The organism is Curtobacterium sp. MCBA15_001, assembly GCF_001864835.1.
Lineage (GTDB): Bacteria > Actinomycetota > Actinomycetes > Actinomycetales > Microbacteriaceae > Curtobacterium.
On the sequence record NZ_MJGI01000026.1, the window covers coordinates 21,124 to 47,676 of the forward strand.

Genomic DNA, 26,553 nt, shown 5'->3' on the forward strand with positions numbered 1-26,553 from the left:
GGTCTTTGCTGCTAGGTGTGGTGCTTGCGACGACGCTACGGGGGCGTCCGCCGCGGTGTCGTCCCGCCACGCCGCGTGTCGGCGATGTGGTCCCGCAATTCTCCCCCGCGTCAGGACTGGGCGCGGATGATGCCGTTGTCGGGGGCGGACACGTCGTACTCGACCACCGCGCTCGGGTCGCGTGCGGCGTGGTCCTTCACCAGGGCGTCGAGGAGCGCCGCCTTGGCCGCGGAGTCGTCCGGACTCCCCCACACGACCCGCGACCCGTCGTGCATGGTCAGGGTCACGTCGTCCGCGGTCGAGGCCGCCACGCCGGACACCTGCGACCGCACCGCCGAGGGCAGCGCGAGCACGACCTCGGTCATCGTCCTGAACACGCTCGACCCGAGCTTCGCCCGACCGATGTCGGCGACCGGCATGGTCTCGGGCTGCGTCGGCGAGGACTGCACCACGATGCCGGCCGGGTCGACGAGCTGGAACGCGTCGCCCGTCTTCACCGCCACGACCGGGGTGCGCTCGGTGACCGTGACCACCAGTGTGTGCGGCGGCTCCTCCTCGGTCACGTAGCTCTCGATGAGCGGGAACCCGGCGATGTCGCGCTTGATCGCACCGAAGTCGAGGCGTGCCAGCGGCGTGCCGATCTGGCCGGACAACGCCTGGCGCAGCTGCGTGTCGTCGACCCGGCTGGTGCCCTTGATCTCGATCGTCCGGAGGGCCATCAGCGGTGAGAACACCGCGACCAGGATCGACACGCCGAGCACGAGGACGACGCTCGCCGCCGTGATGCCGACGGCGCGGCGGTGCCGGGAGCGGCGCGTGAACCGGCGCACCTCGGCCCGTTCGAGCAGACGGCGACGCTTGCGGGCGGCGCGCGCCTCGCGGGCCGTCTCGGCCGCGCGCACGGCTGCGCCGATCGGCGTGTCGGTCCCCTCCGTCGGTCGCGGTGCGTCCGTGTCGACCGGACGGGAGGCCCGGTACGGGTCGATCACGTCGGTCACGACGGCGTCGTGGTCGCGGCGGTCCGCCGCGGCAGCGGGCGTGTCGGCGCGCGTGTCAGCGTGCGACGCTGCGGTGGCCTCGGGCGTCGCACCCCCGGACGGACGTCGCGCCCCGTCCTGCCGGGGTGCGACGTCCGCAGCGGGATGCGACGCGCTCGGAGCGGTGGGCGCGTCGAGGTGCCCTGACGTGTCGGGGGCCGTCGCGTCGGGGGTGGGCCGGGCCTCCTGGCTGTCGGCGGCGCCACGCCGGACGGACAGCCGCGGCATCCGCGGGACCCGTCGCTCGCGTGGTGCGCGGTCCGTCGCGTCGGGAGCCTCCGGCGCTGCCGGACGCTCGTCGAAGCCCTCGGGACGCTTCACCGGGCGGGCGTCCCGTCGTCCTGCAGTGCACCGTCGTCCTTCAGCGCACCGAGCACCTGCGGGATGATCCGGTACACGTCGCCGCAGCTGAGCGTCATGATGATGTCGCCGTCGCGCGCGACCGCTGCCGCACGTGCCGAGGCGTCCGCCCAGTCGGGCAGGTACTCCACGCGGGACTGGTCGTGGAAGCGCTCCTGCACGAGGGCGCCGGTGACGCCCGGGATGGGGTCCTCGCGGGCGCCGTAGACGTCGAGCACGACCGTGTGGTCGGCGAGGTCCTCGTAGACCGCGGCGAAGTCCCCCGCCATCAGCTGCGTGCGCGAGTACAGGTGCGGCTGGTGGATCGCGATGATCCGGCCGTCCCCCACGACGTTGCGCGCTGCCCGCAGTGCTGCGGCGACCTCGGTCGGGTGGTGGGCGTAGTCGTCGTACACCGACACGCCGCGCTCGACCCCGTGCAGCTCGAAGCGGCGCTCGGTGCCGCCGAAGGCCTCGAGCCCGCGGATCGCGTCGTCCGGTGCGACACCCAACCCGACGAGCACGGCGAAGGCGCCGACCGCGTTGACGGCGTTGTGGCGACCGGGGACGCGCAGGGTCAGGTGGTGGCTGCGGCCGTCGGCGCGGAAGTCGACCTCGACACCGGCGGACTCGGTGATGCGCTCGATGCGGACGTCAGCGCCCGCTGCCTCGCCGAACGTGACGATCTCGGGTGCGTCGGGTCGGGAGCGGACGCCTTCGGTGACGCGCTGCGCCCCGGCGTCGTCGCTCGACACGACGACCCGCTCGCTGGCCTTGCCGGCGAACTCGACGAACGCGTCGATGAAGGCGGCCTCGGTGCCGTAGTGGTCGAGGTGGTCGGCATCGACGTTGGTGATGAGGGCGACCGCGACGTCGTAGAGCAGGAAGGAGCCGTCGGACTCGTCGGCCTCGACGACGAACAGGTCGCTGCTGCCCGGCGCGGAGCTGGTGCCGAGCGACTGGATGACGCCGCCGTTGACGAAGCTCGGGTCGAGCCCGAGCTCGACCATCGCGGTGACGATCATGCCGGTCGACGTGGTCTTGCCGTGGGCGCCGGCGACGGCGACCAGGCGGTGCTCGGCGATCAGCGCGGCGAGGGCCTGCGAGCGGTGCAGCACCGGTAGGCCGCGGCGCTGGGCCTCGAGCAGTTCGGGGTTGTCCGGCCACAGGGCGCTCGTGACGACGATGGTGTCCGCGTCCCCGACGTTCGCCGCGTCGTGGCCGATCCGCACCGTGGCGCCGAGCTCGCGCATCCGACCGGTGGTCGCGGTCTCGCGGGAGTCGCTGCCCGTGACGGTGTGCCCAGCGGCCAGGAACATCCGGGCGATGCCGCTCATGCCGGAGCCACCGATGCCGACGAAGTGGACCGTGCCGAGGTCGTCCGGGATCGGCTGGGTCAGATCCGGCTTGATGGTCATGGTCGTTCCTTCGTGGTGCTGGTGCCGTTCGCGCGCTTCGCGGCGTCGAGTGCGAGGTCGGTCATGCGGTCGGCACCGTCACGGTGTCCGACGCTGCCGGCGCGGACCGCCATGTCGGCGATGCGAGCGCGGTCCTGCAGGACGTCCAACAGGTGGAAGGTCACCCAGTCCTGGTCGAACTCCTCGTCCGCCACCAGCACCGCACCGCCCGCCTGCACGACGTCGCGCGCGTTGTGCCGCTGCTCGCCGTTGCCCACAGGGTACGGCACGAGGACACTGGGCAACCCGACCGCGGTGAGCTCGCAGACCATGCCGGCGCCGGAGCGCGAGACCACGAAGTCCGATGCCGCGTAGGCCAGGTCCATCCGGTCGCAGTACGGCAGCACCGTGTAGCCGTCGAGGTCGCTGGAGGTGATGTCGGACTTGCCACCGACCACGTGCAGGACCTGCCAGCCGGCGCCGACGATCGCCGCGGCCGACCGGTTGACGGTCTGGTTGATGCTCCGGGCACCCGACGAGCCGCCCGTGACCAGCAGCACCGGCCGCGCGGGGTCCAGCCCGAACTCGGCGAGCCCCTCGGCGCGGGACGCCCGCCGGTCGAGCGACTCGATCTCGCGGCGCAGCGGCATCCCGACGACCCGGGAGCCGCGGAGCCGGGTGTTCGAGAACGTGACGCCGACGTACCGGGTCAGGAAGGCGGCGAGCCGGTTCGCCAGGCCGGGCTTGGCGTTCTGCTCGTGCACCACGATCGGCGTGCCGGTGCGCCTGGCGGCGATGTAGGCCGGGGCGGACGCGTAGCCACCGACGCCGAGCACGACGTCGACGCCACGGTCGCGGATGATCGCCTCGGTCTGCTTGACGGCGCGCCAGAAGGCACCGGGGAACCGGAGTGCTGCGGCGTTCGGCTTCCGCGGGAACGGCAGCCGCGGGATCGTCAGCAGCTCGTACCCGCGCATCGGGACGAGCCGCGCCTCGAGGCCCTCGGCCGTGCCGAGCACCACGACGTGGTCCTCGGGCGAACGCTCGGTGAGCCGGTCGGCGACGGCGAGCAGGGGGTTGACGTGGCCGGCGGTCCCACCCCCGGCGAACAGGTACGTGCTCATCGGAGCCGCCCGGTCGGCTCCGGCAGCCGTTGCGCCGCACGGGCCGCCAACGTCTGCCGACTCGGCAGGTCGCGGGCGAACGACAGCACGACCCCGATCGCGACGAGCGTCATGATCAACGCCGACCCACCGGCCGAGATGAGTGGGAGTGGCACGCCGAGCACGGGAAGGAGACCGAGGACGACGCCGATGTTGACCAGTGCCTGGCCGATGATCCAGGCCAGCACGCCGCCGGTGACCGTCCGCACGAAGGCGTCGTCGGACAGGCGGATGATGCGGATCATGCTGACCGCCAGCACGACGAAGAGCCCGAGGACGACGACGGCCCCGATCAGGCCGAGCTCCTCGCCGATGATCGCGAAGATGTAGTCGTTGTCGGCCTCGGGCAACCAGGACCACTTGGCCTTGGAGTTGCCGAGCCCGACACCGAAGACGCCGCCGGACGCCAGTGCCCACATGCCGTGGACCGGCTGCCAGCAGAGATCCTGGTACTGGCTGGTGTCGGTGCACCCGGACAGCCACGCGCTGATGCGGGACGACCGCGAACTCGACGCCATCGTGATGAAGGGCAGCAGCACCAGGATCGCCCCGATGCCGACCCCGATGTGCCGGAGCCGGACGCCGCCGACGAACATCGCGCCGAAGACCAGGATCATCATGACCATCGCGGTGCCCTGGTCACCGCCGAACAGCACCAGGCCGATCGACCCGGCGGTGACGAGCCCGATGGGCGGGAGGATCTGCTTCCACTGGTCGAGCTTGAAGCGCTTCTGGTAGACGATCGTGCCGATGCCGAGCACGAGCGCGAGCTTGAGGATCTCGGACGGCTGCGCGGTGAACCCGCCGACCTTGATCCAGTTCCGGTTGCCCTGGATGGAGTAGCCGAGCGGGGTCAGCACGACGGCGGCCTGCACGAGGAGGCCGACCACGATCACCCAGCGGGAGTACTTCCGCCACACGCCGGAGGGCACGCGACTCGCGACGAGCATCGCGGGGATGCCGATGATCGCGAACATGCCCTGACGGGTGAACGCGCCGAAGAAGTCGTGCGTCTTGGCGTACTGCTCCACGCTGGACGACGACAGCACCATCACGACGCCGAAGACGACCAGGAAGAGCGTCACGCCGAGGATCGAGTAGAACGTGCTCGACTCGGCGACGAAGACGTTCTTGACCGCGACCACGGCGCCGTTCGGCCGACGGCTCGACTGCCCGGTGGGACCGGAGCGGCCCGCGGTGCCCGTGCGTCCGCCGCCGAGCGCGCTACGCGCCCTGTTCCGGAAGTCCGTCGGTGTCGCCATCGGCGTTGCCTCCCAGGTGCTCGTGGACCGCCGCCGCGAATCGACGCCCCCGGTCCGCGTACGAACCGAACTGGTCGAACGACGCAGCAGCCGGGGCGAGGAGGACCGTGTCGCCGGGTCTCGCGACCGAAGCGGCATGCCGGACCGCCTCGGGCATGACCTGATCAGTGTCCGCTGCTTCGACCTGCAGGACGGGCACCGTCGGCGCGTGTCGCGCGAATGCCTCGAGCACCGGCGTCCGATCGGTGCCGATCACGACGACGGCGCGGGCGGTCGGACCGAAGCGCTTGACCAGGCCGTCGATGTCGACGCCCTTGAACTGGCCGCCGAGGACCCACACCACGGTCTCGAACGACGACAGCGACGCGGTCGCGGCGTGCGGGTTCGTGGCCTTGGAGTCGTCCACCCAGACGACGCCGTCCGGTCCGGTCGCGACGAGTTCGGTGCGGTGGTGGTCGGCGCGGAAGGCCTGCACGGCACGCTGGATCGAGCTGGGACGCACGGCCCCGGCACGGGCGAGCGCCGCCGCGGCGAGCACGTTCATCGTCATGTGCGGGCTGGCGAGGCCGGCCTCCACCAGGTCGTCGTGGGTCGCGAGCTCGAGCGCGCTGTTCCGACGGTCCTCGGTGAACGCGCGGTCGCACAGCACGTCCTCGACGACGCCGACCTCGCTCGGGCCGGGGATGCCCGGCGTGAAGCCCACCGCCCGGCAGCCCTCGACGACGTCGGCCTGTTCGACCATGTGCCGGGTGGCCTCGTCCGTGACGTTGTAGACGCACGCGAGCACCGTGCGCTCGTAGACCTTGGCCTTCGCCGCACGGTAGGCCTCGGCGGAGCCGTGCCACTCGAGGTGGTCGTCGGCGATGTTGAGGCACGTGGACGCCAACGGCACGACCGCGCCGTCACCGGCGTCGGACATGTAGTGGAGCTGGTGGCTCGACAGCTCGACGACCAGCACGTCGAAGCCGTCCGGGTCGCGCACGACGTCGAGCACCGGCACGCCGATGTTCCCGCACGCGACGGCGCGGAGCCCCTCGGCCTCGTACATCGCGGTCGTGAGCTGCGTCGTGGTGGTCTTGCCGTTCGTGCCGGTGATCGTCACCCACGGGGCCGGGACCGGGCCGCGGACGACCTTGTCCCGCACGCGCCAGGCGAGCTCGATGTCGCCCCAGACGGTGCTGTTCGCGACGGACCACTGCACGGTCGGGTTGTGCGGCGGCAGGCCGGGCGACACCACGACGACGTCGGGGGCCTGCTCCACCAGGGCCTCGGGGACGACGTCGAGCGGGGTCTGCACGAACCGCGCGCCGATCACGTCGAGCAGCTCCACGCTGTCGGCGGGGGCGTCGGTCGAGTACACCGTGACCGAACTGCCGAGCTCGACCAGCGTGTCCGCGACCGAGAACCCGGTCGCGCCGAGACCGAGGACGGCGACGCGCAGCCCCTTCCACCCCCCGGCGTACCAGCTGTCGAGTCCGTCGAGACGGTCCGGGGTCGGGGGCAGGTCAGCCAACGCGCGCGATCCATTCCAGGTAGAAGAGCCCGACACCCGCGGCGACGCAGAGTCCGGCGATGATCCAGAACCGCACGACGACGGTGACCTCGGCCCAGCCCTTGAGCTCGAAGTGGTGGTGCAGCGGGCTCATCCGGAAGATGCGCTTGCCGTGCGTGATCTTGAAGTACGCCCGCTGCAGGATGACCGACCCGGTGACGATGAAGAACAGGCCACCGATGAGGATGAGCAGCAGCTCGGTGCGGCTGAGGATCGCCAGGCCGGCCAGCGCGCCGCCGAGCCCGAGCGAGCCGGTGTCGCCGAGGAAGATCTGCGCCGGCGAGGTGTTGTACCAGAGGAAGCCGATCAGCCCACCGCAGACCGCTGCCGCCACGACCGCCAGGTCGAGGGGGTTGGTCACCGTGTAGCACGCGTGCTCGGTGCTGGCGTCGAGCCGGGCGCCGCCGCAGATCTGGTTCGACTGCCAGAAGCCGATGATGACGTACGAGCCGATCGCCAGGATGCTCGATCCCGTCGCCAGACCGTCGAGCCCGTCGGCCACGTTCACCCCGTTCGACGTAGACACCGTCAGCAGGACGATCCACGCCAGGAACAGGATCGTGCCGATGACCGTGCCCAGCGCCATGAAGTCGAGCCACGGGATGTCGCGGATCGCGGACACCATCGTGGACGCCGGCGGCTTGCCCGTCGAGCTCGGGACCACCAGGGCGACGGTGGCGAACACCACGCCGACGATGACCTGCCCGAGCACCTTGGCCCAGCCGCCGAGCCCGAGACTGCGTTGCCGCCGGACCTTGAGGAAGTCGTCGACGAACCCCACCAGTCCGAGCCCGACCATCAGGAAGAGCACGAGCATGCCGGACAGGGTCACCGAGTCACGGCCGACCAGGTGTCCGACGAAGTAGCCGATCACGGTGCCGAGGATCAGGACGATGCCGCCCATGGTCGCGGTGCCGCGCTTGGTGTGGTGCGACTGCGGGCCGTCGTCGCGGATGAACTGTCCCCAGCCCAGCCGGTGGAACAGCTTGATGAACAGCGGCGTGAGCAGCAGTGTGAACACCAGCGACACGGCGCCGGCGATCAAGAGGGCGATCATGCGGACACACCTCCGAGGCGGTCGCCGAGGAAGCGCAACCCGGCCGACTTCGAGGACTTGACCAGGACGACGTCGCCGGGGCGAACCATCTCCTGCAGGGTGTGGACGGCGTCCTCGACGTCCTCGATGAACACGGACTCGCCGTCCCACGATCCCTCGAGGGTGGCGGCCTGGTGGATGGGCATGGCGCCACGGCCGACGACCACGAGCTGGCCGATGCCGAGCCGGACGACGAGCCGACCGATGCGGTCGTGCTCCTCGACCGAGAACTCGCCGAGCTCGGCCATCTCGCCGAGCACGGCGATGGTCCGCTCCCCCGGCCGCACGACCTGCACGAGCGTGCGGAGTGCTGCGGCGGTGGAGTCGGGGGAAGCGTTGTAGGCGTCGTTGATGACGGTGACGCCCTCGGGGCCGCCCTGCAGCAGCTCCATGCGCCAGCGCTCGGCGCGCGTCATCGACGCGAGTGCGGCTGCGCCCGCGGCCAGCGGGACGCCCCAGCGGTGGGCGACGGCCAGGGCGGCCGTCGCGTTCATCGCGTGGTGCTCGCCCAGGATGGCGAGGCGGACGTCGACGGTCTCGGCGACCTGCTCCGAGCCTCCCGGCACATCCTGGTCGGCTTCCGGCCGGACGGGAGGCGCGGTGAGCGTGAAGCGGGTGCCCTCGCGGTCCGTGGACACGCCGGACAGGCGGTAGTCGGCCTGGTCGGACGTGCCGAAGCCGACGACCTGGGCGGCCGTCAGCGCGCGCATCGCGGCGACGCGGTCGTCGTCGACGTTCAGGAGGGCCGTGGCCGTGTCCGGCAGGTCGGTGACCATCTCGCTCTTGGCGCGCTGCGTCGCCTCGATGCCGCCGAACTCACCGGCGTGCGCCAGGCCGACCTTGAGGACGACGCCGGTGTCCGGCTCGGCGATGCGGACGAGCTTGGCGATGTGGCCCTTGCCGCTCGCGCCCATCTCGACCACCAGGAAGCGAGTGTCGTGGGTGATGCGCAGCATCGAGATCGGCGCGCCGACGTGGTTGTTGAACGAGCCCTCGGGTGCCACGGTCTCGCCGTGCCCGGACATGATCGTGCGCAGCATGTTCTTGGTGCTGGTCTTGCCGTTCGAGCCGGTGATGCCGACCACGCGCAGCGGGGTGGGCGTGCCGTCGGCGGCGACCCGGTCGGCGCTCGACGCGCGGACGCGGGCGACGACCTCGTGCGCGAGCGCAGCGAGGGCGGCGTAGCCGTCCGACACGACGATCTGTGCGGTGTCACCGTCGACCGTGACGGCGCGCTCGGTGACGACCAGCGCGGCTCCGGCGGCCGCGGCGGCGGGCACGAACCGGTGGCCGTCGGTCTCCTCGCCGAGCAGGGCGAAGAAGACGGACCCCGGGCCGACCAGACGCGAGTCGGTCTCCACCTGGCCGTCGACGACGGTCTCGGGGGCACCGCGAAGCAGCTCGCCGTCGATCGCGGCGGCGACCTCGGCGAGGGACAGGGCGATCATCGCGCTTCCTCCACCGGACCGGCGTTCGGTTCCCAGCCGGCCTCGCGGAGGGCGGCACGGGCCTCGTCGCGCGCGGAGTACGGCGTCCGGACGCCCTGGATGTCGCGGTAGTCCTGGTGACCGGGACCGGCCCACAGGATCGAGTCGCCCTCGCCGACCAGCGCGACGGCCGCACGGATCGCCGCCTCGGGTGGGCTGACCTCGTGGATCTCGTGGTCGGGGAACGCGGCGCGGGCGGCGTCGACCAGGGTCTTCCGGATCGACGCGGCGTCCTCGAAGCGCGGGTGGTGGTCGGTGACGACCAGGATGTCCGAGCCCTCGGCGGCGACGCGGGCCATGTCGGCGCGCTTGGTGGTGTCGCGGTCGCCGTCGGCGCCGAACAGCATCACGACCTTGCCCGGCGTGAACTGCCGGACGGCCGCGAGCGTGTTGAGGAAGGCGTCGGGGCTGTGGCCGAAGTCCACGTAGACGCTCGGTCCGCGGTCGCCCGAGACGCGCTCGGTCCGGCCGGGCAGGTAGCACTCGATCGCGGAGACGGCACCGTCGGTGTCCGCTCCGTCTTCGTAGTGGCGGTGGTTGCTCTCGAGCGCGTGCGCGATCGCGCCGAGCTCGAAGCCGCCCTCGACCAGCATGACGATCGCCAGGGCCGCGTTCGCCGCCATGTGCCAGCCGATCAGCGGCACACGGGTGGTGAGCTCGCGGTTCTCCGGGCCGGTCAGGCGGAACTCGGTGTAGGCCGCGTGCGCGTCCACGATGTCGACGTGCCACTCGGCCTCGACCTCGGGGTGCACGGTGATCGTCGTCACCGGGATGCGGGAGTCCTGGACGACGCGGTGACCCCAGTCGGTGTCGAGCGAGACGACCCCGCGGCGACCGTGCTCCGGCTGGAACAGCGGGAGCTTCGCCTGGTAGTACTCCTCCATGTCGGCGTAGTCGTCGAGGTGGTCGTGGCTGAGGTTCGTGAAGGCGACCACGTCGAAGACGATGCCGTCGACCCGGTGGCGGCTCAGGGCCTGCGCGCTGACCTCGACGGCCACGGCGCGCACCTCGCTCTCGCGCATGCGGGCCAGGAGCGCGTGCATCTCGCTGGCCTCGGGCGTGGTCAGCCGGCTCGTGACGCTGAGCGAGCCGATGTGGCGCTCGGCGGTGGAGCTCAGGCCGGAGACCAGGCCGAGCTGCTTGAGGATGCCCTCGAGGATGTACGACGTGCTGGTCTTGCCGTTCGTGCCGGTGACGGCGAACAGCTGCGGCAGGTCGGTCGCCTCGTCCGGGTGGGTGCGGTAGACCCAGGCCGACACGTCGCCGAGCGCCGCGCGGGGGTCGTCCACGACGAGCACCGGCAGGCCGGAGCGCTCGGCGATCGCCACACCGTCGGCGTCGGTGAGCACCGCGACGGCACCGCGCTCGGCGGCCTCGGTCGCGAACTGGGCTCCGTGGCGGTTCGCTCCGTGCACGCCGACGAACAGGTCACCGGGCTGCACCTCGGCAGCGCTCAGGGTGACGCCGGTCGTCTCGACCGCGTCGAGCGACCCGACGACCCGCAGGCCGAAGGCGTTCGCCAGTTCGGCGACGGCCCTCGGGGTCGGGTGTTCGGGTCGGAGGACCGGGGGGATCCGTGCGGACAAGTGCTCCTTCTTCCTCACCTCGGTGACGGGCGGGGCCATGACGTCGACTGGTGGGTCTCCCACGTCGACGGCTTGGCCTACCACGTCGACGGGTACGTCTTCGCCTCGGTCGTGGAGGGGGCGACACGGTACTTCTCGAGCACCTGGGACATGAGTGTGCGGAACGCCGGAGCCGCTCCGCTGGACCACTTGTTGGTCTGCGGCTTCGTGAACGTCACCGTGACAACATACTGGGGGTCTTCGGCGGGTGCCATTCCGGCCACCGACGTGATGCGCTGCGCGCCGTACCCCTTGCTGCCCTCGGCGACCTCGGCGGTGCCCGTCTTGGCGGCGATGTTGTAGCCCGAGATCGGCTTCATGCCGACGAGCGTGCCGCCGGTGACCACGCTCTGCAGCATGTCCGTCACCTGGGTCGCGGCGTTCGCGGACACGACGCGCTCGGGCTGCACGCCGGGCGCGTCGATCGTCGTGCCGTCCGGCGTCGTGCACCCCTTGACGAAGTGCAGGGGGATGCGCACACCGTCGTTGGCGATGGTCTGGTAGATGCTCGCGACCTGCATCGCCGTCGTGGAGATGCCCTGCCCGAACATCGAGTTGATGTCGGTCTGCTGGTCCCAGTTCGGGCTCGCGCCGTACTGCATGCCCGGCTGGCCCGGGTAGTCGATCGCCGACTCCGGCTGGAACAGCCCGAACTTCTTCATGAAGTCGTAGCGCTCCTGCTCGGTCAGGCGCGACCCGAGCTCGGTGATGCCGACGTTCGACGAGTCCCGGAGGATGCCCGTGAGCGTCAGGTTCTCGGTGGGGTGGAACTCGGAGTCGTGGATCGTGCCGCCCCACGGGAAGGTCCGCGAGTAGGGCACGACGACGCCGGTGGTCGGGGTGGCCTTGCCCTGGTCGATCAGCGCTGCCGCGATCGCGGCCTTGATGGTCGAGCCGGGCTCGTAGGTGTCGGTCAGGGCCCGCGAGCCGTACGCACCCTTGTCGGTGGTGCCGTCGACGTTGTTCGGGTCCACGGTCGGCCAGTCCGCGACGGCGAGGACCTCGCCGGTCTTGACCTTCGTCACCGTCGCCGTCGCGGACACGGCACCGAGCTGCTGCGCGGCGTCGGCGATGTCCTGCGACGCCATGTACTGCAGGTCGCTGTCGATCGTGGTCTCGAGCGTGCCGCCGTCCTTGGCCTGCTTGGTGGTGACCGTGCTGCCGGGCAGCTGGACGCCGTCCTCGCCGCGCTCGTAGGTCTGCGAGCCGTCCGTGCCGGCCAGGCACTGGTTGTACGCGTACTCCAGTCCGGCCTGGGCGCCGTCGGTGCCCATGAAGCCGGTGATGTTGCCCGTGGTCGCGCCCGTCGGGTACGTCCGTGCGGACTGCTGCTGCGGGTAGAGCCAGGGGACGTCGAGCGCGCGGACCGCCTCGTAGTGCTTCACGTCCAGGCCCTTGACCAGGTAGGCGAAGTCGGACCCGGGGTTCGCGTCGATCGCCTTCTGCATCGCACCGGCGTCACCGTCGGAGGCCTTCGCGATCGCGGCGAGGGCGTCGGCGACGCTGACGTCCTTGACGCGCGTGCCCCCGAGCTTGCCCTGGAAGTCCTTCACCAGGCGTGGCGCGGTCGTGATGTTGTACCGCGTGACGCTGTCGGCGAGCTCGGTCCCGTTCCGGTCGACGATCGAGCCGCGGGTGCCGTAGAGCGTCACCGGGATGCTGCGCTTGGCGGTCGACGCCTTGTTCAGCTCGGCGGCCTGGACCACCTGGATGTCCACCAGGCGGATCACGAACACCGCGACCAGGGCGATCACGGCGACGATGACGACGCTGTATCGGAGTCGGCGGTTGCGGATCGTCTTCGTCACGCGGTGCGGTCCTTCCCGGCTGGTTCTGCTGACCCGCAGGTCACCTGGCTGACCCGCAGGTCACCGGGTGGAGGGTGCCTGGAGCTGGTTCGGGTCGGACTCTACGGACGACTTCGACGAAGCCCGGTCCGACGCGCTGGCACCGCCGGTGTTCTCAGCGTCCGCAGTGCCGGCGGCCGCGCCGATCGTGCCGGCTGCTGCGCCGGACGTGCCGGCTGCCGCGCCGGACGTGCCGTCGGTCGCCGCGCCGGTCGTGCCGTCGGTCGCCGCGCCGTTCTCCTTGCTGGTCGCCGTGTCACCGGGCTTGGCGACCAGCGGGACGTCGTTCAGCAGCGAGTTCGGCACCTGGTTCGCGGTGTTGCCGGTGGCCTCGTCCGGGGTGGCCGGCGTCGGCGTGCCGTAGACACGACCGGTCTTCGGGTCGAGGTAGACCGGCGTGGAGTTGGCGATCATGCCGAGGGACTGGGCGTTCCGCGCCAGGTTCTGCGGCGAGTCGAGCACCCGCAGGTCCTCGGACAGTGACTGCTGCGTGCGGCTCAGCGTGGTCTGCTGGGCGTCCAGGGAGTTCAGCTCGTAGGCGCCCTGGCTGAGCACCATGCTGATCCCGAGCTGCGCCAACAGCAGCAGGCCGAGCGCTGCGACGGCGACGATCGCGTAGGCGATCTTCGGTCGGGCGCGACGCTGGGCGCGGGTCGCGGTGACCTCGACCAGCTCCGGACGCTGCCGGGACGGGCGCGGTGCGCGCGACGGGGCGACGGCTGGGTCGACGAGTGCGAGGTTCGTGCTCATGTCACTTCCGGATCCGCTCGGCCGCGCGGAGTCGCACGGGTGTTGCTCGGGGGTTGGCTGCGCGTTCGGCCTCGTCGGCCAGTTCCGCGCCCTTGACGACCAAGGAGAAGGTGGGGGCGTGCTCGGGGAGCTCCACCGGCAGGTCGGCCGGGGCGCTCGACGTCGTCCGTGCGACCAGCGCGCGCTTGACGATGCGGTCCTCGAGCGACTGGTACGACTCGACGACGATCCGGCCGCCGACCGCGATCGTGTCGAGCGCCGCGGGGATCGCGCGCTCGAGCACGCTCAGCTCGGTGTTGACCTCGATGCGCAGCGCCTGGAAGACCCGCTTGGCCGGGTGCCCCTGCCGCTGGATCGCCACGGGGGTGGCGTCGTGCAGGACCTGCACCAGGTCGCCGGACATCGTGAACGGCTGCTCGGTGCGACGCGCGACGATGGCCTTGGCGTACCGGCCCGCGAGCTTCTCCTCGCCGTAGCGCTGGAAGATGCGTCGGAGTTCGCCCTCGTCGTACTCGGCGAGGACCTGGGCAGCGGTGATGCCCTGCGTCCGGTCCATGCGCATGTCGAGCGGAGCGTCCTGGCTGTACGCGAAGCCGCGTTCGGCGCGATCGAGCTGGAGGGACGAGACACCGAGGTCGAACAGCACACCGTCGACCTGGTCGAAGCCCTCGCCCTGCACCGCGTCGACGATCTCGTCGTACACGGTGTGCACCAGACGGACCCGGTCGCCGAACCGCGCCAGGCGCTCCCCGGCGATGCCGAGGGCGTCGGTGTCCCGGTCGAGTCCGATGAGGGTCAGGTCGGGGAAGCGCTCGAGCAGGCCCTCGGAGTGGCCGCCCATGCCGAGCGTCGCGTCGACGACGACCTTGCCCGGGCCCTCGAGCGTGGGGGTGAAGAGGTCCACGATGCGTTCGAGCATCACGGGGGTGTGCGGGAAGCGGGGTGTCCCTGCTGCGTCGTGTTCTGCCATGTCGTGGCCCTGCTCTCCTGGGCCGCTGACCCGGATCCCCATCCATGCGACCTGACACCGGGGAAGGTGAGTCAGGGCTTCACGGCTGGGAGTCCCGATCCGCGGATCAGAAGATGCCCGGGATCACCTCCTCGTCGTTCTCTGCGAAGGCCTCTTCGGCTTCGGCGTAGTAGGCCTCCCATGCGGAGGTGGACCAGATCTCGGCTCGGTCGCCCGAGCCGATGACGGTCAGGTCCCGCTCGAGCCCCGCGTACTCACGGAGGTTCTGCGGGATCGTCACGCGGTTCTGCTTGTCGGGCTGCTCTGCGCTGGCCCCCGAGAGGAACAGGCGCATGTAGTCCCTGGTGCGCTTCGACGTCATCGGCGCCTGGCGGACGCGTTCGTGGATCTCCTCGAACGTCCGAGCGCCGAAGACCACCACGCACCGTTCCTGCCCGCGGGTCATCACGAGTCCCCCGGACAGTTCGTCCCGGAACTTGGCGGGGAGGATCACGCGACCCTTCTCGTCGAGCTTCGGGGCATGGGTACCGAGCAGCACTCGGGGCCTCCCCTCAGCTCCACCGGTCGTCGATGGACCCCACGGTACTCCACTTCCCTCCACTCCGGGGCGAAACCACTCCCGAATGTGCCGCTGTCACCCCTTCTGGGGCGGTCAGACTCCGCGTTGGCCGATCACGACTGCCGGAATCATGGGGATCGTGGGCATCGCGAGCTCGTGGAGGAAAGTGGAGGACTTTCGCAGCCCGGCAGCCCCCGTCCTCGCGTGGGGAGTACTGCGGGCGCGACGACACCGCTGTCGTACGACGTCGACGCCGTCGCGCGGCACGGCCGGACGGGAGGCGCGGCTCGACCACGCCACGCGCCTCCCGTCCGTCGCGCCACAGCACCACCCCCGCCGGCACGCGCGTTCCTTCCCATCACACCTGCGATGGGGGGAAGGACCGCGCGTGGGAGGTCAGGACTTCCGACCGACCACGCACGATTCGACCTCCCACGCGCGGAACGGCCCCCGCGCGGAACGACCCCAACCCCGCGCAGCACCACCCCCGGACGCACGGAACGGGGCCGACCCAAGTGGGCCGACCCCGTTCCGGGAAGTCAGTTCATCGTCTCAACTGGGATCGTTGCGCTTGTCCCATCGATCGTTCATCCGGTCCATGAAGGACCCGCCGGACGAGCTCCCCCGAGCACCACCGGACGACGGCGTCCGCGGTGCCTTCGAGGAGGACCTCGGCGCACGCATGCCGGGTCGGAGCGCGAACAGCACCCCGGCGAGCATGACCACGAATCCGAGGACTCCGATCAGGGGCTGACGCATGGCCAGCCCGAGGATGACGACAGCGACTCCAGCGAGCGCGCCCAGAACCCCGAGCGTGATCGACGTGTACGTCGGACGCCCTTGTCGCCGGGTGACGCGCGCCACGAAGTCGGAGTCGTTCTGGTAGAGGCTGCGCTCCATCTCTTCGAGAAGTCGCTGCTCTTGCTCCGAGAGTGGCATCTTGATTCCCTCTTTGTCCCTGGGATCAACGCGTTGATTGGTTGGCCGATTCTATGTCTCGACCACTCCACTAGGGTAGGCATCGTGGCTGAGAGTACGCGATTAGTGGACCTCGTCTCGGCGCGGATCGATCGGGCGCTCGACGAGCAGCGCGATCGACTCGCCGCGATCAGTCCGGACCTGGCTCCGTTCGACGAGTTCGCCCGAGACCTCCTGTCCGGCGGCAAGCGCTTCCGGGCCCTGTTCTGCTACTGGGGGTGGCAGTCGGTGGCAGGCCGGTCGGGGTCGTTCGACCCGTTGGCGGAAGGCTCACGCCAGACCACCGCCGAGGCCGTCGTGACGGTTGCGGCAGCGCTCGAGGTCTTCCACGCCGCGGCCCTCGTGCACGACGACATCATGGACCGCTCGGACACCCGCCGCGGGCGTCCGGCAGCGCACCGCCGCTTCGAGTCCCGGCACGCCGACTCCGGCTGGGTCGGCGACCGCGCGCTGTACGGCACGAACTCGGCCCTGCTGCTCGGCGACCTGCTGCTGTCCCTGAGCGACGCGGTCTTCGACGAGGGCCTCGCACTGCTCGACCCGGCGCGGGCGCGTGTCGTCCGCCAGGAGTTCCACGCGATGCGCCTCGACGTCACCGCGGGCCAGTACCTCGACATCCACGAGGAGACCGCCTGGCCGACCGTGGACGAGAGTGAGCACCTGCTCCGTGCACAGCGGGTCGTCGTGTTCAAGTCCGCCAAGTACTCGGTCGAGGCCCCGCTCGTGATCGGCGCGCTCGTCGCCGGTGCGTCCGCGTCGCAGCTCGAGGGGCTGCGGAGCTTCGGCCTCCCCCTCGGCGTGGCGTACCAGCTGCGCGACGACATGCTCGGCGTCTTCGGTGACCCCGAGCTGACCGGCAAGCCCGCCGGCGACGACCTGCGCGAGGGCAAGCGCACCGTCCTCATCGCCACGGCGCGCAAGGCCCTGCCAGGCGGCTCCCGCGCGCTGCTCGACGAACTGCTCGGCGACCCGGACCTCGACGAGGCCCAGGTGCAGATGCTCCGCGCCACGCTCACCGAGTCCGGAGCGGTCACCGCGGTGGAACGCTCGATCGACCGGCACGTGCAGCGCGCCAAGGCTGCGCTCGACGCCGCGCCGCTCACACCGTCGGCGCGCGAGCAGCTCGCGTCGCTGGCGGACACGGTGAGCCGCCGCGTCGCGTAGCAGGACGACGCAGCCGGACGGACGAAGCGCTCGACGGGAGGCCCGGTGCCAGCTGGCACCGGGCCTCCCGTCTGCACGGAGCGGGTCTAGAGCAGGGACTGCGCGATGCGGCGCACCTCGGCCTTGCGGCCGGCGCGCAGCGCGTTGATCGGCGAGTCGCCGATGGCGTCCTCGACCTCCAGCATCCAGCGCACGGCCTCGTCGTCCGTGAAGCCGTTGTCCGAGAGCACCATGAGGGTGCCGCGGAGCTCGGGCAGCGGTTCGCCCTCGTCGAGGAACTCGCTCGGCACGCGCAGCACGCCGCCCACGCGGGCGGGCAGCAGGGTGCGCTGCTCGAACAGGCGGTGGACGCGGCCGGGGCTCACGCCGAGCAGGTCGACGAGGTCCGGGACCGTCAGCCAGCGTTCGGAAAGGGTCATGTCATCCGTGGGTGTGGCACTCACACGTTCATCGTGCCAGAGTGCTGGCGTCCTGCGAACCACCACACGAGTCACAACCGTCACGCACACCACATCCGACTCTCTGGTTGACTTGCGATTCGCGACATGCCAGCGTGGAGTCGCCTGTGAATGCGCTCGCGCGCGCGCACGGCTCACCCGGAGACAGGAGCACCCCGTGGACACCGCAGCAGACGACCACGCTCGACGCCAACGATCCGCCCGCTTCGCCACCATGCCGATCGTCCTGGCTGGGACGATCGCGGTCACCGCAGGGCTCACCGGCCCCGTGGCGCACGCCGAACCCCGGCACGACGACGACGGCAACGCCAAGCGCCACGTCGACCTGGACCAGAACGAGGGTCACCGCTCGGTGTACCGCCCAGCGGTCGCCCGTCCGGCGCAGACCGTGGCCACCACCGTCGCCGCGGTGACGAAGGCCCCCGTCACCTACACCGTGCAGCAGGGCGACACCGTCTCGGGCATCGCAGCCCGCTTCGGTCTCTCCGCGCAAGAGGTGCTGGTGCGGAACGGCCTCGGCTGGAACACGATCATCCACCCGGGGCAGACCCTGCACCTGGCGTCGACGCCAGCGGTCGCTGCGGTCGCGACGACGCCCACGTCCTCGGTGGGCTCGAGCTACCACGTCAAGCAGGGCGACACGATCTCGGGCATCGCCGCCCGAGTGGGCGTGTCGACCAAGGCGCTGCTCACGGCCAACAAGCTCACGCTCGGCAGCGTCATCTTCCCGGGACAGACCCTGTCGGTGCCGGCCGCCGGTGCCGCACCCGTCGCCGCTGCCCCCGCTGCCGCCCCCGCCCCCGCGGCCCCCGCAGCGGCAGCCGCCCCGGCGAAGTCCGGCTCGGTGACCATCACGGCCGGGCAGACGATCGCCACGATCGCCGCCGCACACGGCGTGTCCGTCTCGGCGCTGCTGTCGGCCAACGGCCTGACGTACACGAGCACGATCTACGCGGGCAAGACCCTCGTGATCCCGGCAGCGACCCCGGGCTCGACGCTCACCGCCGAACAGCGCGCCAACGCCGAGACGATCGTCCGTGTCGGGCGCTCCCTCGGCGTCCCGCAGCGTGGGCTCGTGATCGCCCTCGCCGCCGCCATGCAGGAGTCGAGCCTGCGGAACCTGCCGAACGGCGACCGCGACTCGGTGGGGCTGTTCCAGCAGCGCCCGAGTCAGGGCTGGGGCACCGCGGCGCAGCTGCAGGACCCCGCGTACGCCGCGCGCCTGTTCTTCGGCGGCCGCTCGAACCCGAACGCCGGCACCACCGCCGGGCTGCTCGACATCCCCGACTGGTCGTCCAAGAGCGTCACCGACGCAGCCCAGTCCGTGCAGCTGTCGGCCTACCCGACGGCGTACGCCAAGTGGGAGCAGGCCGCCACCAGCTGGCTGGCGACGCTCTGACCCGGGCCGTGGGCGTGGCCGCACGGCGGTCATGCCCATCCCGCGGCCTCATCCCCCAGATCGAGATTGCATCACGACCGGTGCGCCGGTACGCCGGTGTGCAGGCGCGCTTCGTAGAATGCCGCCGATGACCACGAACGCCGCCACGGACCCGATGATCGGTCGGATGATCGATCAGCGCTACCGCGTCCGATCCCGCATCGCGCGCGGCGGCATGGCGACCGTGTACCTGGCGACCGACGTGCGTCTGGAACGCCGGGTCGCGATCAAGATCATGCACGGTCACCTGGCCGACGACGCGGCGTTCCGCGAGCGCTTCATCCAGGAGGCCCGGTCGGCCGCCAGGCTCTCGCACCCGAACCTGGTCGGCGTCTACGACCAGGGCGCCGAGGCCGACACCGCCTACATCGTCATGGAGTACATCCCGGGCATCACGCTCCGGGACCTGCTGCAGGAGCACCGTGCCCTGACGCCCGAGCAGACGACCGACATCCTGCGTGCGGTGCTGGCCGGCCTGGCATCGGCGCACCGTGCCGGCATCGTGCACCGTGACCTCAAGCCCGAGAACGTGCTGCTGGCGGACGACGGGCGCATCAAGCTCGGCGACTTCGGCCTCGCCCGCGCGTCGACGCAGAACACCGCCACCGGGGCCGCGCTGCTCGGCACCATCGCGTACCTCTCCCCCGAGCTCGTCACCCGCGGCGCCGCCGACTCGCGCAGCGACATCTACGCGGTCGGCATCATGCTCTACGAGATGCTCACCGGCGAGCAGCCCTACAAGGGCGAGCAGCCGATGCAGATCGCGTACCAGCACGCGCACGACACCGTGCCCGCGCCGAGCCTCCTGGTGCCGGGCGTGCCGTCCGAGCTCGACGACCTGGTCGCGTGGTCGACTGCACGCGACCCGGACGACCGTCCGCGCGACGCGCGCGAGATGCTCGAGCACATCAACGGCAACCAGCAGCGCGCCACCGGCCAGTACCGCACGGCCGTGCTGCGTCCCGAGAACGCGACCGCGATCCTCCCGGCCGGTGCCCCCGGACCCGAGGCGACGGACGCCACCACCGTGATCCCGCCCCAGGGCGGGACCGGACAGGCCGGGACGGGCCCGACCGGGCGCGCCACCGGTCCGACCGGGCGTGGCCGGAACGCACCGGGCCCGCGCCGCACCGGGCAGGCCCCGGGTGCGCTCTCCCCCGCCAGCCAGCGTCTCGCCGACAAGGCGACCAAGCGGTCCAAGCGCGGCTGGATCGCGCTCGTGGTCGTCGTCGTGCTCATCGTCGTCGGCGCCGGCGTCGGCTGGTGGTTCGGGCCCGGTCCGGGCGGGAACGTCCGGATCCCCGAGGTCGCCGGCAAGACGGTGTCCCAGGCACGGCAGCTGCTCGAGGCCGAGGGGCTCCGCGCAGCCGACCGGACCCGCACGCGGTTCGACGCGGTCGTGGCGAAGGGCGAGGTCTCCGCGACCGCCCCCGCAGCGAAGCGCGAGGTCCGCAAGGGCACCCCCGTGGTCATCCTGGTGTCGAACGGCCCGCGGATGATCACGCTGCCCGCGATCGTCGGGCAGTCCGTCACGACGGCCCAGGCCGCCCTCGACGACGACTTCGACCTGCAGGACCCGCAGTACCAGTTCTCCGCCGACGTCCCGAAGGACACGGTCATCGCCGCGACCGGTCGGGCCACCGACGGCTCCGCGATCGACCTGTCCACCGTGCAGGAGTACGGGGAGCGCGGGCCGGTCACACTGACCGTGTCGCTCGGCGCCGTCCCGGACGTGGCCGGCAAGTCCGCGGCTGACGCGCAGGCCACCCTGCAGCAGGTCGACCTCACCGTGGGGAAGCAGACCGAGCAGTACGACGAGGACGTCCCCTCCGGCCAGGTCATCTCCGCCACCGCCGAGGCCGACCCGGTCGTCCGGGGCACCGCGATCGACCTCGTCGTCTCGAAGGGCCCGGCGCCGATCACCCTGCCGGACGTGCACGGCAAGACGATCAACCAGGCTGCCTCGACGCTCGAGGCGCTGGGCCTCAAGGTCTCGTACCCAGACTGCACGAACGTGCTGTGCGGCTTCTACGACTGGAAGTCGACCCTGCCGGTCAAGGGCACCGACCCGGGCGCGAACGCGACGGTCCACAAGGGCGACACGATCCGCCTGTCCTACGACCAGTAGCGGCGGTCGCCGCCACGTACAGGAGGCCCGGTGCCAGCTGGCACCGGGCCTCCTGTCTGGTGGGTGCGCGGCTAGCGCGCGGGGTACGGGTGCGCGCCCAGTTCCTCTGCGACCAGGAATGCGAGCTCGAGCGACTGCATGTGGTTCAGGCGCGGGTCGCACAGGGACTCGTAGCGGGTGGCGAGGGTGGCCTCGTCGATCTGCTCCGAGCCGCCCAGGCACTCGGTGACGTCGTCGCCCGTGAGCTCGACGTGCATGCCGCCCGGGTAGGTGCCCGCCTCGCGGTGGACCTCGAAGAAGCCGAGGACCTCGTCCACGACGTCGTCGAAGCGGCGCGTCTTGTAGCCCGTCGGCGTCGTCAGCCCGTTGCCGTGCATCGGGTCCGTGACCCACAGCGGGTTCGCGTCCATGCCCTTGACGGCCTCGAGCAGCTTCGGCAGCTCGTGACGGATCTTGCCGGCGCCCATGCGGGTGATGAACGTCAGCCGCCCGGGCTCGCGCTCCGGGTCGAGCTTCTCGATCAGGGCCTCCATGTCCGCGACCGTGGTGGTCGGGCCGAGCTTGACCCCGATCGGGTTCCGCACGCGGGACAGGAAGTCCACGTGGGCCCCTTCGAGGTCGCGGGTGCGCTCCCCGATCCAGATGAAGTGCCCGGACGTGTCGTACGCCTGGCCCGACCGGGAGTCGATTCGGGTCATCGGGCGCTCGTAGTCCATGAGCAGGCCCTCGTGCGAGGCGTAGAACTCGACGTGCTTGAGCTGGTCGAAGTCCGCGCCGCACGACGCCATGAAGCGGATCGCGCGGTCGATCTCCTGCGCCAGGTGCTCGTAGCGGGCGTTGGCGGGGTTCAACGCGAAGCCCTTGTTCCAGGAGTGCACCTGGCGCAGGTCCGCGAACCCGCCCTGGGTGAACGCCCGGACCAGGTTCAGCGTCGACGCAGCCGTGTGGTAGCCCTGCACGAGTCGGCGCGGGTCGGCCTGACGGCTCTCCGGCGTGAAGTCGTAGCCGTTGACGATGTCGCCGCGGTACGCGGGCAGCGTGACGTCGCCGCGGGTCTCGAAGTCGCTCGAGCGCGGCTTGGCGAACTGCCCGGCCATGCGGCCCATCTTGACGACGGGCATCGACGCGCCGTACGTCAGCACGACGGCCATCTGCAGGATCGTCTTGACGCGGTCGCGGATGGAGTCCGCGGTGGCGCCGGCGAAGGTCTCGGCGCAGTCACCGCCCTGCAGCAGGAACGCCTTGCCCTGCGCCGCGGCGGCGAGCCGGTCGCGGAGCTGGTCGACCTCGCCCGCGAAGACGAGTGGCGGCAGCGTGGCGAGCTCGGCCGAGGCGGCTTCCGCCGCGGCCTGGTCCGGCCACGTCGGCTGCTGCTTGATGGGGAGGGTGCGCCAATGGTCCAAGCCGTCGATCGCGTCCGGTTCCTGCAGGGCGACGAAGTCGGTCGACTCGGACAAGGTGGTACCTCGGGTTCGTTCGTGGCGGGGTCCGGACGGGGCGTCAGGACCACATCAGCCTAGCGTGCAGGCGTGCTGCGTCGCTCCCGCATGACCTGCTCGCGCGCGGTGCTCGCACGCTCCTTGACGCTCGTCGCGTAGACGTCCTCGTACTCCTGGCGGCTCAGGCCGGCGAGCTCGTGCATGACCTCGTCGGTGACGCTCCGCAGGATGAAGCGGTCGGTCTCGAAGCCCTGGAAGCGCGAGAAGTCGAGCGGCTTGCCGAAGACGACACCGACGCGCTTGAACTTGGGGAAGCGCTGGCCGATCTGCTGGACCTCACGCGTGCCGATCATGGCGACCGGGACGACCACGACGCGCCCCTCGAGGATCATCCGCGCGATGCCGGTCCGACCGCGGTAGAGCTTGCCGTCGGGGCTGCGGGTGCCCTCGGGGTAGATGCCGAGCTGCTCTCCGCGCGCCAGGACCTGCAGCCCGGTGCGGAGCGACGCTTCGGACGCCTTGCCGCCGGACCGGTCGATCGGCAGCTGGCCGATCGCGTTGAAGAACGTCTTGGTCGCCCAGCCCTTGAGCCCACGGCCGGTGAAGTAGTCGCTCTTGGCCAGGAAGGACATCCGGCGGTCGAGCACGGCGGGCAGGATCACCGAGTCGATGAACGACACGTGGTTCGACGCGAAGATGACCGGCCCGGAGGTCGGCACGTGCTCGCGGCCCACGACCCACGGTCGGAAGAGCGTGAGGATGAGCGGGCCGAGCAGGAAGTTCTTCAGCAGCCAGTAGAGCATCGTCGACTCCGTATCGGGTGGCGCGAGCGGACGGGGGCCTAGGCGGTCCGCGCGTGGATGCGCGCGAGGTCCGCCGCGCCGACGACGCCGGCGTCGTTGACGAGCTCGGCGATCACGAAGTCCGGCTCCGGGTGGTAGCCGCGCGCCGGCAGGTTGTTGAGGTACGCCTGGCGGATCGGGTCGAGCAGGCGCTCCCCCGCGCTGGCGACACCGCCACCGAACACGAACAGCTGCGGGTCGAGCACCGCGGACAGCGACGCGCAGGCCTCGCCGAGGTGCCGGCCCAGGCGGCGCAGGGCTGCGAGGGCGCCCGGGTCGTCAGCCAGGATCAGGTCGCCGACGACCGCGCCGTCGAGCTGGCCGCCGTTGTCGTCGCGGGCCTGGGCCAGAGCGACGCCGATGCCGCCGGCGTCCGCGACGTCGTTCGCCATGCGCTGCAGGGCGCGGCCGGAGCCGTACTGCTCGATGCAGCCGCGGGCACCGCACCCGCACGGCAGGCCGTTCGGCACGATGCGCAGGTGGCCGATCTCGCCGCCGGTGCCGAAGCCGCCGCGGAACAGGCGGTCCTCGGTCACGATCGCCCCGCCGACGCCGGTGCCGATGGTGAGCATCGTCATGTCCGACACCAGCCGACCGGCACCGAAGCGGAACTCCGCCCAGCCGGCGGCGTTCGCGTCGTTGTCGACGGTGATGTGCAGCGCGCCCAGGCGCTGCTGCAGCTTCTGGCGGAGGGGTTCGTTCCGCCAGCGGATGTTGGGCGTGTAGTAGACGATCGACTGCGAGGCGTCGATGAAGCCGGGCGCGGCGACGCCGACCGCCTCGACCTCGTTGCCGGCACGCAGGCGCGAGACCATCGCGACGACGTCGTCCAGCATGGCGTCCGGGTCCGCAGCGTTCGTGGCGACGCGGTCCTCGGCGACGATCTCGCCCAGCTCCGTGACGACCGCTCCCGCGATCTTGGTGCCCCCGATGTCGATTCCGATGGCATGCACGAGCACCGAGCCTACCGGTTCAGTGCGTGCACATCGAACGTGCGACATCCGCCTCTATGCTGGGATCAGAGCCGTCAACGTGAGACGCACTCGTCATCGAACCGGTCGACAAGGGAGTTGCCGTGAACGATCAGCGACCCGCACCCACCAGCGAGTCACACCAGGCCAGCACCTCGCAGCAGAGCGCGGCGCCGGCGGCCCCGGACCACGGATCGGCAGCACGCCTGCTCTCCGACCGGGCCAGGACGACCCCGGACCGACCGATCCTCGCCGAACGCCACGGGGACGCCTGGACCACGATCAGCGCCGCCGAGGTCGATCGCCGGGTCCGCGGCATCGCCAAGGGCTTCGTCGCCGCCGGACTCGAACCGGGCGCGCACGTCGCGATCCTCTCGCGGACACGGCTGGAGTGGACACTGGTCGACTTCGCGGTCTGGACCGCCGGACTCGTCTCGGTGCCGGTCTACGAGACCAGCTCCCCCGACCAGGTCCGCTGGATCCTCGGCGACTCCGAGGCCGTGGCGATCGTGGTCGAGCAGGAGGAACACGCTCGCCGGGTCGCCGGCATCGCGCCCGACCTGCCCCACCTGGGACAGCACTGGACGATCGACGGCGGCGGGCTCGACGACCTGACCCGTCTGGGCGAGGACGTCACCGACGACGAGCTCGACGCCCGGACGGCCACCGTGCACGGCCACGACGACGCGACGATCATCTACACCTCGGGCACGATGGGGCGGCCGAAGGGCTGTGTCCTGCGGCACGACAACTTCACCGGGACCGTCGAGGGTGCCACGGTCGCGATGCCCGAGGTCGTCGCGGAGGGCTCCTCGACGCTGCTGTTCATCCCGCTGGCACACGTCTTCGCGCGGTTCATCGCCGTGATGAGCATCTCGACCGGCGTGCTCGTGGGGCACGAGCCGGACACCAAGGACCTGATGCAAGCCGTGTCGACCTTCAAGCCGACGTTCCTGCTCGCCGTCCCGCGCGTGTTCGAGAAGATCTACAACTCCGCCGAGCAGAAGGCGGACCTCGGCGGCAAGGGGCGGGTGTTCCGCGCTGCGGCCGCCACCGCCGTCGCGCACTCCGAGGCGTTGGCCACCGGGAAGGTCCCGCTCGCGCTGCGCCTGCGCTTCCGGCTGTTCGACAGGCTCGTCTACGCCAGGCTCCGCGACGCGATCGGCGGTCGGTGCGAGTACGCCATCAGCGGGTCCGCACCGCTCTCACCGCGACTGTCGCACTTCTTCCGCTCGATCGGCGTGCGCATCCTCGAGGGCTACGGCCTGACCGAGACGACCGCGCCCGCCACCGTGAACCGCGCGGGCGAGCTCCGGATCGGCTCGGTCGGACGGGCCCTGCCCGGGGTCGAGGTCCGCATCGCCGAGGACCAGGAGATCCTGATCCGCGGGGTGGACGTCTTCGACCGCTACTGGAACAACCCCGAGGCGACCGAGAAGGCCTTCGCGGCCGGGTGGTTCCGCACCGGCGACCTGGGGCAGCTGGACGGCGACGGCATCCTCACCGTCACGGGTCGCGCCAAGGAGCTCATCGTCACCGCGAGCGGCAAGAACGTCGCCCCGGCACCGCTCGAGGACGGCATCCGCGAACACCCGCTCATCGGGCAGGTCGTCGTGGTCGGTGAGGCGAAGCCGTTCGTCGCGGCCCTGGTCACGCTCGACCGCGACATGCTGCCGGGCTGGTGCGCCTCGCACGGCATCACCCCCGCGCTGTCCCCGCACGAGGCCGCCTACGACGAGCGCGTGCACCGTGCGGTGCAAGAGGCGATCGACGCGGCGAACAACCGGGTCTCGCGGGCGGAGTCGGTGCGGTCGTTCACGGTCCTCGACACCGAGCTGACCGAGGCGTCCGGGCACCTGACGCCCAAGCTGACGATCAAGCGGGCGGTCGTGATGCGGGACTTCGCGGCCGACGTCGAGCACATCTACTCGGGCTCGGAGGTGCAGACCACGGCGACGCCGGTGGTGCAGGGACGCCGTCGCGGTCGCGCCTAGCGGGTCGGATCTCGCGCAGGAGGTCGAATCGCGCGGAGCGGGTCGGTTCTTCCGACC

The 26,553-nt window shown here is 71.2% G+C and carries 21 protein-coding genes; 4 read left to right on the forward strand and 17 right to left on the reverse strand.

Translation table 11 applies throughout. The features are described from left to right. Positions 1-110 precede the first annotated feature (110 nt). From BIU90_RS17945 to BIU90_RS15360, 13 genes are all read right to left on the reverse strand, one after another. The gene (locus BIU90_RS17945; RefSeq protein WP_083404008.1) at positions 111-1,358 is read right to left on the reverse strand and encodes an FtsQ-type POTRA domain-containing protein; all 1,248 of its coding nucleotides are present in this window, start codon (positions 1,356-1,358) and stop codon (positions 111-113) included. Next, complete coding sequence (gene murC, locus BIU90_RS15305) at positions 1,355-2,794, reverse strand: UDP-N-acetylmuramate--L-alanine ligase (protein ID WP_071301098.1); 1,440 nt, start codon at positions 2,792-2,794, stop codon at positions 1,355-1,357. Before murC ends, BIU90_RS17945 begins: the two co-directional genes overlap by 4 nt. Continuing rightward, positions 2,791-3,897, reverse strand: coding sequence for an undecaprenyldiphospho-muramoylpentapeptide beta-N-acetylglucosaminyltransferase (gene murG / locus BIU90_RS15310; RefSeq protein ID WP_071301099.1), 1,107 nt, complete (start codon positions 3,895-3,897; stop codon positions 2,791-2,793). The genes murC and murG overlap by 4 nt, the downstream gene beginning before the upstream one ends. Beyond that, positions 3,894-5,198 carry a putative lipid II flippase FtsW gene (ftsW, locus tag BIU90_RS15315; RefSeq protein WP_083404009.1) on the reverse strand — a complete coding sequence of 435 codons (1,305 nt, stop codon included), beginning with the start codon at positions 5,196-5,198 and terminating at the stop codon, positions 3,894-3,896. Before ftsW ends, murG begins: the two co-directional genes overlap by 4 nt. Next, the gene (murD, locus tag BIU90_RS15320) at positions 5,161-6,702 is read right to left on the reverse strand and encodes a UDP-N-acetylmuramoyl-L-alanine--D-glutamate ligase (RefSeq protein ID WP_139195317.1); all 1,542 of its coding nucleotides are present in this window, start codon (positions 6,700-6,702) and stop codon (positions 5,161-5,163) included. The genes ftsW and murD overlap by 38 nt, the downstream gene beginning before the upstream one ends. 1 nt (position 6,703) lies before the next feature. Then, positions 6,704-7,807: a phospho-N-acetylmuramoyl-pentapeptide-transferase gene (gene mraY, locus BIU90_RS15325; protein ID WP_071301101.1), complete on the reverse strand. Its 1,104-nt coding sequence runs from the start codon at positions 7,805-7,807 to the stop codon at positions 6,704-6,706. Further along, a complete protein-coding gene (gene murF, locus BIU90_RS15330; protein WP_071301102.1) occupies positions 7,804-9,294 on the reverse strand; it encodes a UDP-N-acetylmuramoyl-tripeptide--D-alanyl-D-alanine ligase in 1,491 nt (496 codons plus the stop codon). The genes mraY and murF overlap by 4 nt, the downstream gene beginning before the upstream one ends. After that, positions 9,291-10,958 (reverse strand): Mur ligase family protein, encoded by a 1,668-nt coding sequence (locus BIU90_RS15335; RefSeq protein WP_083404010.1) that lies wholly within the window; start codon positions 10,956-10,958, stop codon positions 9,291-9,293. The genes murF and BIU90_RS15335 overlap by 4 nt, the downstream gene beginning before the upstream one ends. Positions 10,959-10,996: 38 nt before the next feature. Further along, positions 10,997-12,766, reverse strand: a complete 1,770-nt coding sequence (locus BIU90_RS15340) for a penicillin-binding protein 2 (protein ID WP_071301103.1) — start codon at positions 12,764-12,766, stop codon at positions 10,997-10,999. 60 nt (positions 12,767-12,826) lie between these two features. Further along, positions 12,827-13,555 carry a hypothetical protein gene (locus tag BIU90_RS15345; RefSeq protein ID WP_071301104.1) on the reverse strand — a complete coding sequence of 243 codons (729 nt, stop codon included), beginning with the start codon at positions 13,553-13,555 and terminating at the stop codon, positions 12,827-12,829. A 1-nt stretch (position 13,556) separates the two neighbouring features. Continuing rightward, entirely contained in the window at positions 13,557-14,525 is a 969-nt protein-coding gene (rsmH, locus tag BIU90_RS15350) for a 16S rRNA (cytosine(1402)-N(4))-methyltransferase RsmH (RefSeq protein WP_071301105.1), read from the reverse strand. A gap of 106 nt (positions 14,526-14,631) precedes the next feature. Continuing rightward, positions 14,632-15,063: a division/cell wall cluster transcriptional repressor MraZ gene (gene mraZ, locus BIU90_RS15355; protein ID WP_071301106.1), complete on the reverse strand. Its 432-nt coding sequence runs from the start codon at positions 15,061-15,063 to the stop codon at positions 14,632-14,634. Positions 15,064-15,636: 573 nt separating this feature from the next. After that, the gene (locus BIU90_RS15360; protein ID WP_071301107.1) at positions 15,637-16,023 is read right to left on the reverse strand and encodes a DUF3040 domain-containing protein; all 387 of its coding nucleotides are present in this window, start codon (positions 16,021-16,023) and stop codon (positions 15,637-15,639) included. Between the two features lie 84 nt (positions 16,024-16,107). On the opposite strand from BIU90_RS15360, the gene BIU90_RS15365 reads away from it, so the two are divergent. Then, positions 16,108-17,226, forward strand: coding sequence for a polyprenyl synthetase family protein (locus BIU90_RS15365; protein ID WP_071301108.1), 1,119 nt, complete (start codon positions 16,108-16,110; stop codon positions 17,224-17,226). 86 nt (positions 17,227-17,312) lie between these two features. Here BIU90_RS15365 and BIU90_RS15370 read toward each other — a convergent pair whose 3' ends face one another. After that, positions 17,313-17,645 carry an Rv2175c family DNA-binding protein gene (locus BIU90_RS15370; protein ID WP_071301109.1) on the reverse strand — a complete coding sequence of 111 codons (333 nt, stop codon included), beginning with the start codon at positions 17,643-17,645 and terminating at the stop codon, positions 17,313-17,315. A gap of 196 nt (positions 17,646-17,841) precedes the next feature. Here BIU90_RS15370 and BIU90_RS15375 point away from each other — a divergent pair, with 196 nt between their 5' ends. Beyond that, the gene (locus tag BIU90_RS15375) at positions 17,842-19,083 is read left to right on the forward strand and encodes a LysM peptidoglycan-binding domain-containing protein (RefSeq protein ID WP_254787083.1); all 1,242 of its coding nucleotides are present in this window, start codon (positions 17,842-17,844) and stop codon (positions 19,081-19,083) included. A gap of 127 nt (positions 19,084-19,210) precedes the next feature. After that, entirely contained in the window at positions 19,211-21,250 is a 2,040-nt protein-coding gene (gene pknB, locus BIU90_RS15380) for a Stk1 family PASTA domain-containing Ser/Thr kinase (RefSeq protein ID WP_071301110.1), read from the forward strand. 71 nt (positions 21,251-21,321) lie between these two features. On the opposite strand, the gene BIU90_RS15385 is transcribed toward pknB, so the two are convergent. The 3 genes from BIU90_RS15385 to BIU90_RS15395 are packed head-to-tail and all read right to left on the reverse strand — an operon-like array spanning position 21,322 to position 24,484. Then, on the reverse strand, positions 21,322-22,707 hold the full coding sequence (locus BIU90_RS15385; protein ID WP_071301111.1) for a class II 3-deoxy-7-phosphoheptulonate synthase: 1,386 nt from the start codon (positions 22,705-22,707) through the stop codon (positions 21,322-21,324). A 59-nt stretch (positions 22,708-22,766) separates the two neighbouring features. Further along, the gene (locus BIU90_RS15390) at positions 22,767-23,492 is read right to left on the reverse strand and encodes a 1-acyl-sn-glycerol-3-phosphate acyltransferase (RefSeq protein ID WP_071301112.1); all 726 of its coding nucleotides are present in this window, start codon (positions 23,490-23,492) and stop codon (positions 22,767-22,769) included. A 38-nt stretch (positions 23,493-23,530) separates the two neighbouring features. Continuing rightward, positions 23,531-24,484: an ROK family glucokinase gene (locus BIU90_RS15395; protein ID WP_071301206.1), complete on the reverse strand. Its 954-nt coding sequence runs from the start codon at positions 24,482-24,484 to the stop codon at positions 23,531-23,533. 122 nt (positions 24,485-24,606) lie between these two features. Here BIU90_RS15395 and BIU90_RS15400 point away from each other — a divergent pair, with 122 nt between their 5' ends. Next, a complete protein-coding gene (locus BIU90_RS15400) occupies positions 24,607-26,496 on the forward strand; it encodes a long-chain fatty acid--CoA ligase (protein WP_083404011.1) in 1,890 nt (629 codons plus the stop codon). Positions 26,497-26,553 lie beyond the last annotated feature (57 nt).

Coding starts and splice junctions, on each gene's coding strand:
- BIU90_RS15335 (WP_083404010.1), bottom strand. CDS start 10,958: ATGGCCCCGCCCGTCACCGAGGTGAGGAAGAAGGAGCACTTGTCCGCA.
- murC (WP_071301098.1), bottom strand. CDS start 2,794: ATGACCATCAAGCCGGATCTGACCCAGCCGATCCCGGACGACCTCGGC.
- BIU90_RS15360 (WP_071301107.1), bottom strand. CDS start 16,023: ATGCCACTCTCGGAGCAAGAGCAGCGACTTCTCGAAGAGATGGAGCGC.
- ftsW (WP_083404009.1), bottom strand. CDS start 5,198: ATGGCGACACCGACGGACTTCCGGAACAGGGCGCGTAGCGCGCTCGGC.
- mraY (WP_071301101.1), bottom strand. CDS start 7,807: ATGATCGCCCTCTTGATCGCCGGCGCCGTGTCGCTGGTGTTCACACTG.
- murG (WP_071301099.1), bottom strand. CDS start 3,897: ATGAGCACGTACCTGTTCGCCGGGGGTGGGACCGCCGGCCACGTCAAC.
- pknB (WP_071301110.1), top strand. CDS start 19,211: ATGACCACGAACGCCGCCACGGACCCGATGATCGGTCGGATGATCGAT.
- murF (WP_071301102.1), bottom strand. CDS start 9,294: ATGATCGCCCTGTCCCTCGCCGAGGTCGCCGCCGCGATCGACGGCGAG.
- BIU90_RS15390 (WP_071301112.1), bottom strand. CDS start 23,492: ATGCTCTACTGGCTGCTGAAGAACTTCCTGCTCGGCCCGCTCATCCTC.
- BIU90_RS15370 (WP_071301109.1), bottom strand. CDS start 17,645: ATGACCCTTTCCGAACGCTGGCTGACGGTCCCGGACCTCGTCGACCTG.
- rsmH (WP_071301105.1), bottom strand. CDS start 14,525: ATGGCAGAACACGACGCAGCAGGGACACCCCGCTTCCCGCACACCCCC.
- BIU90_RS15345 (WP_071301104.1), bottom strand. CDS start 13,555: ATGAGCACGAACCTCGCACTCGTCGACCCAGCCGTCGCCCCGTCGCGC.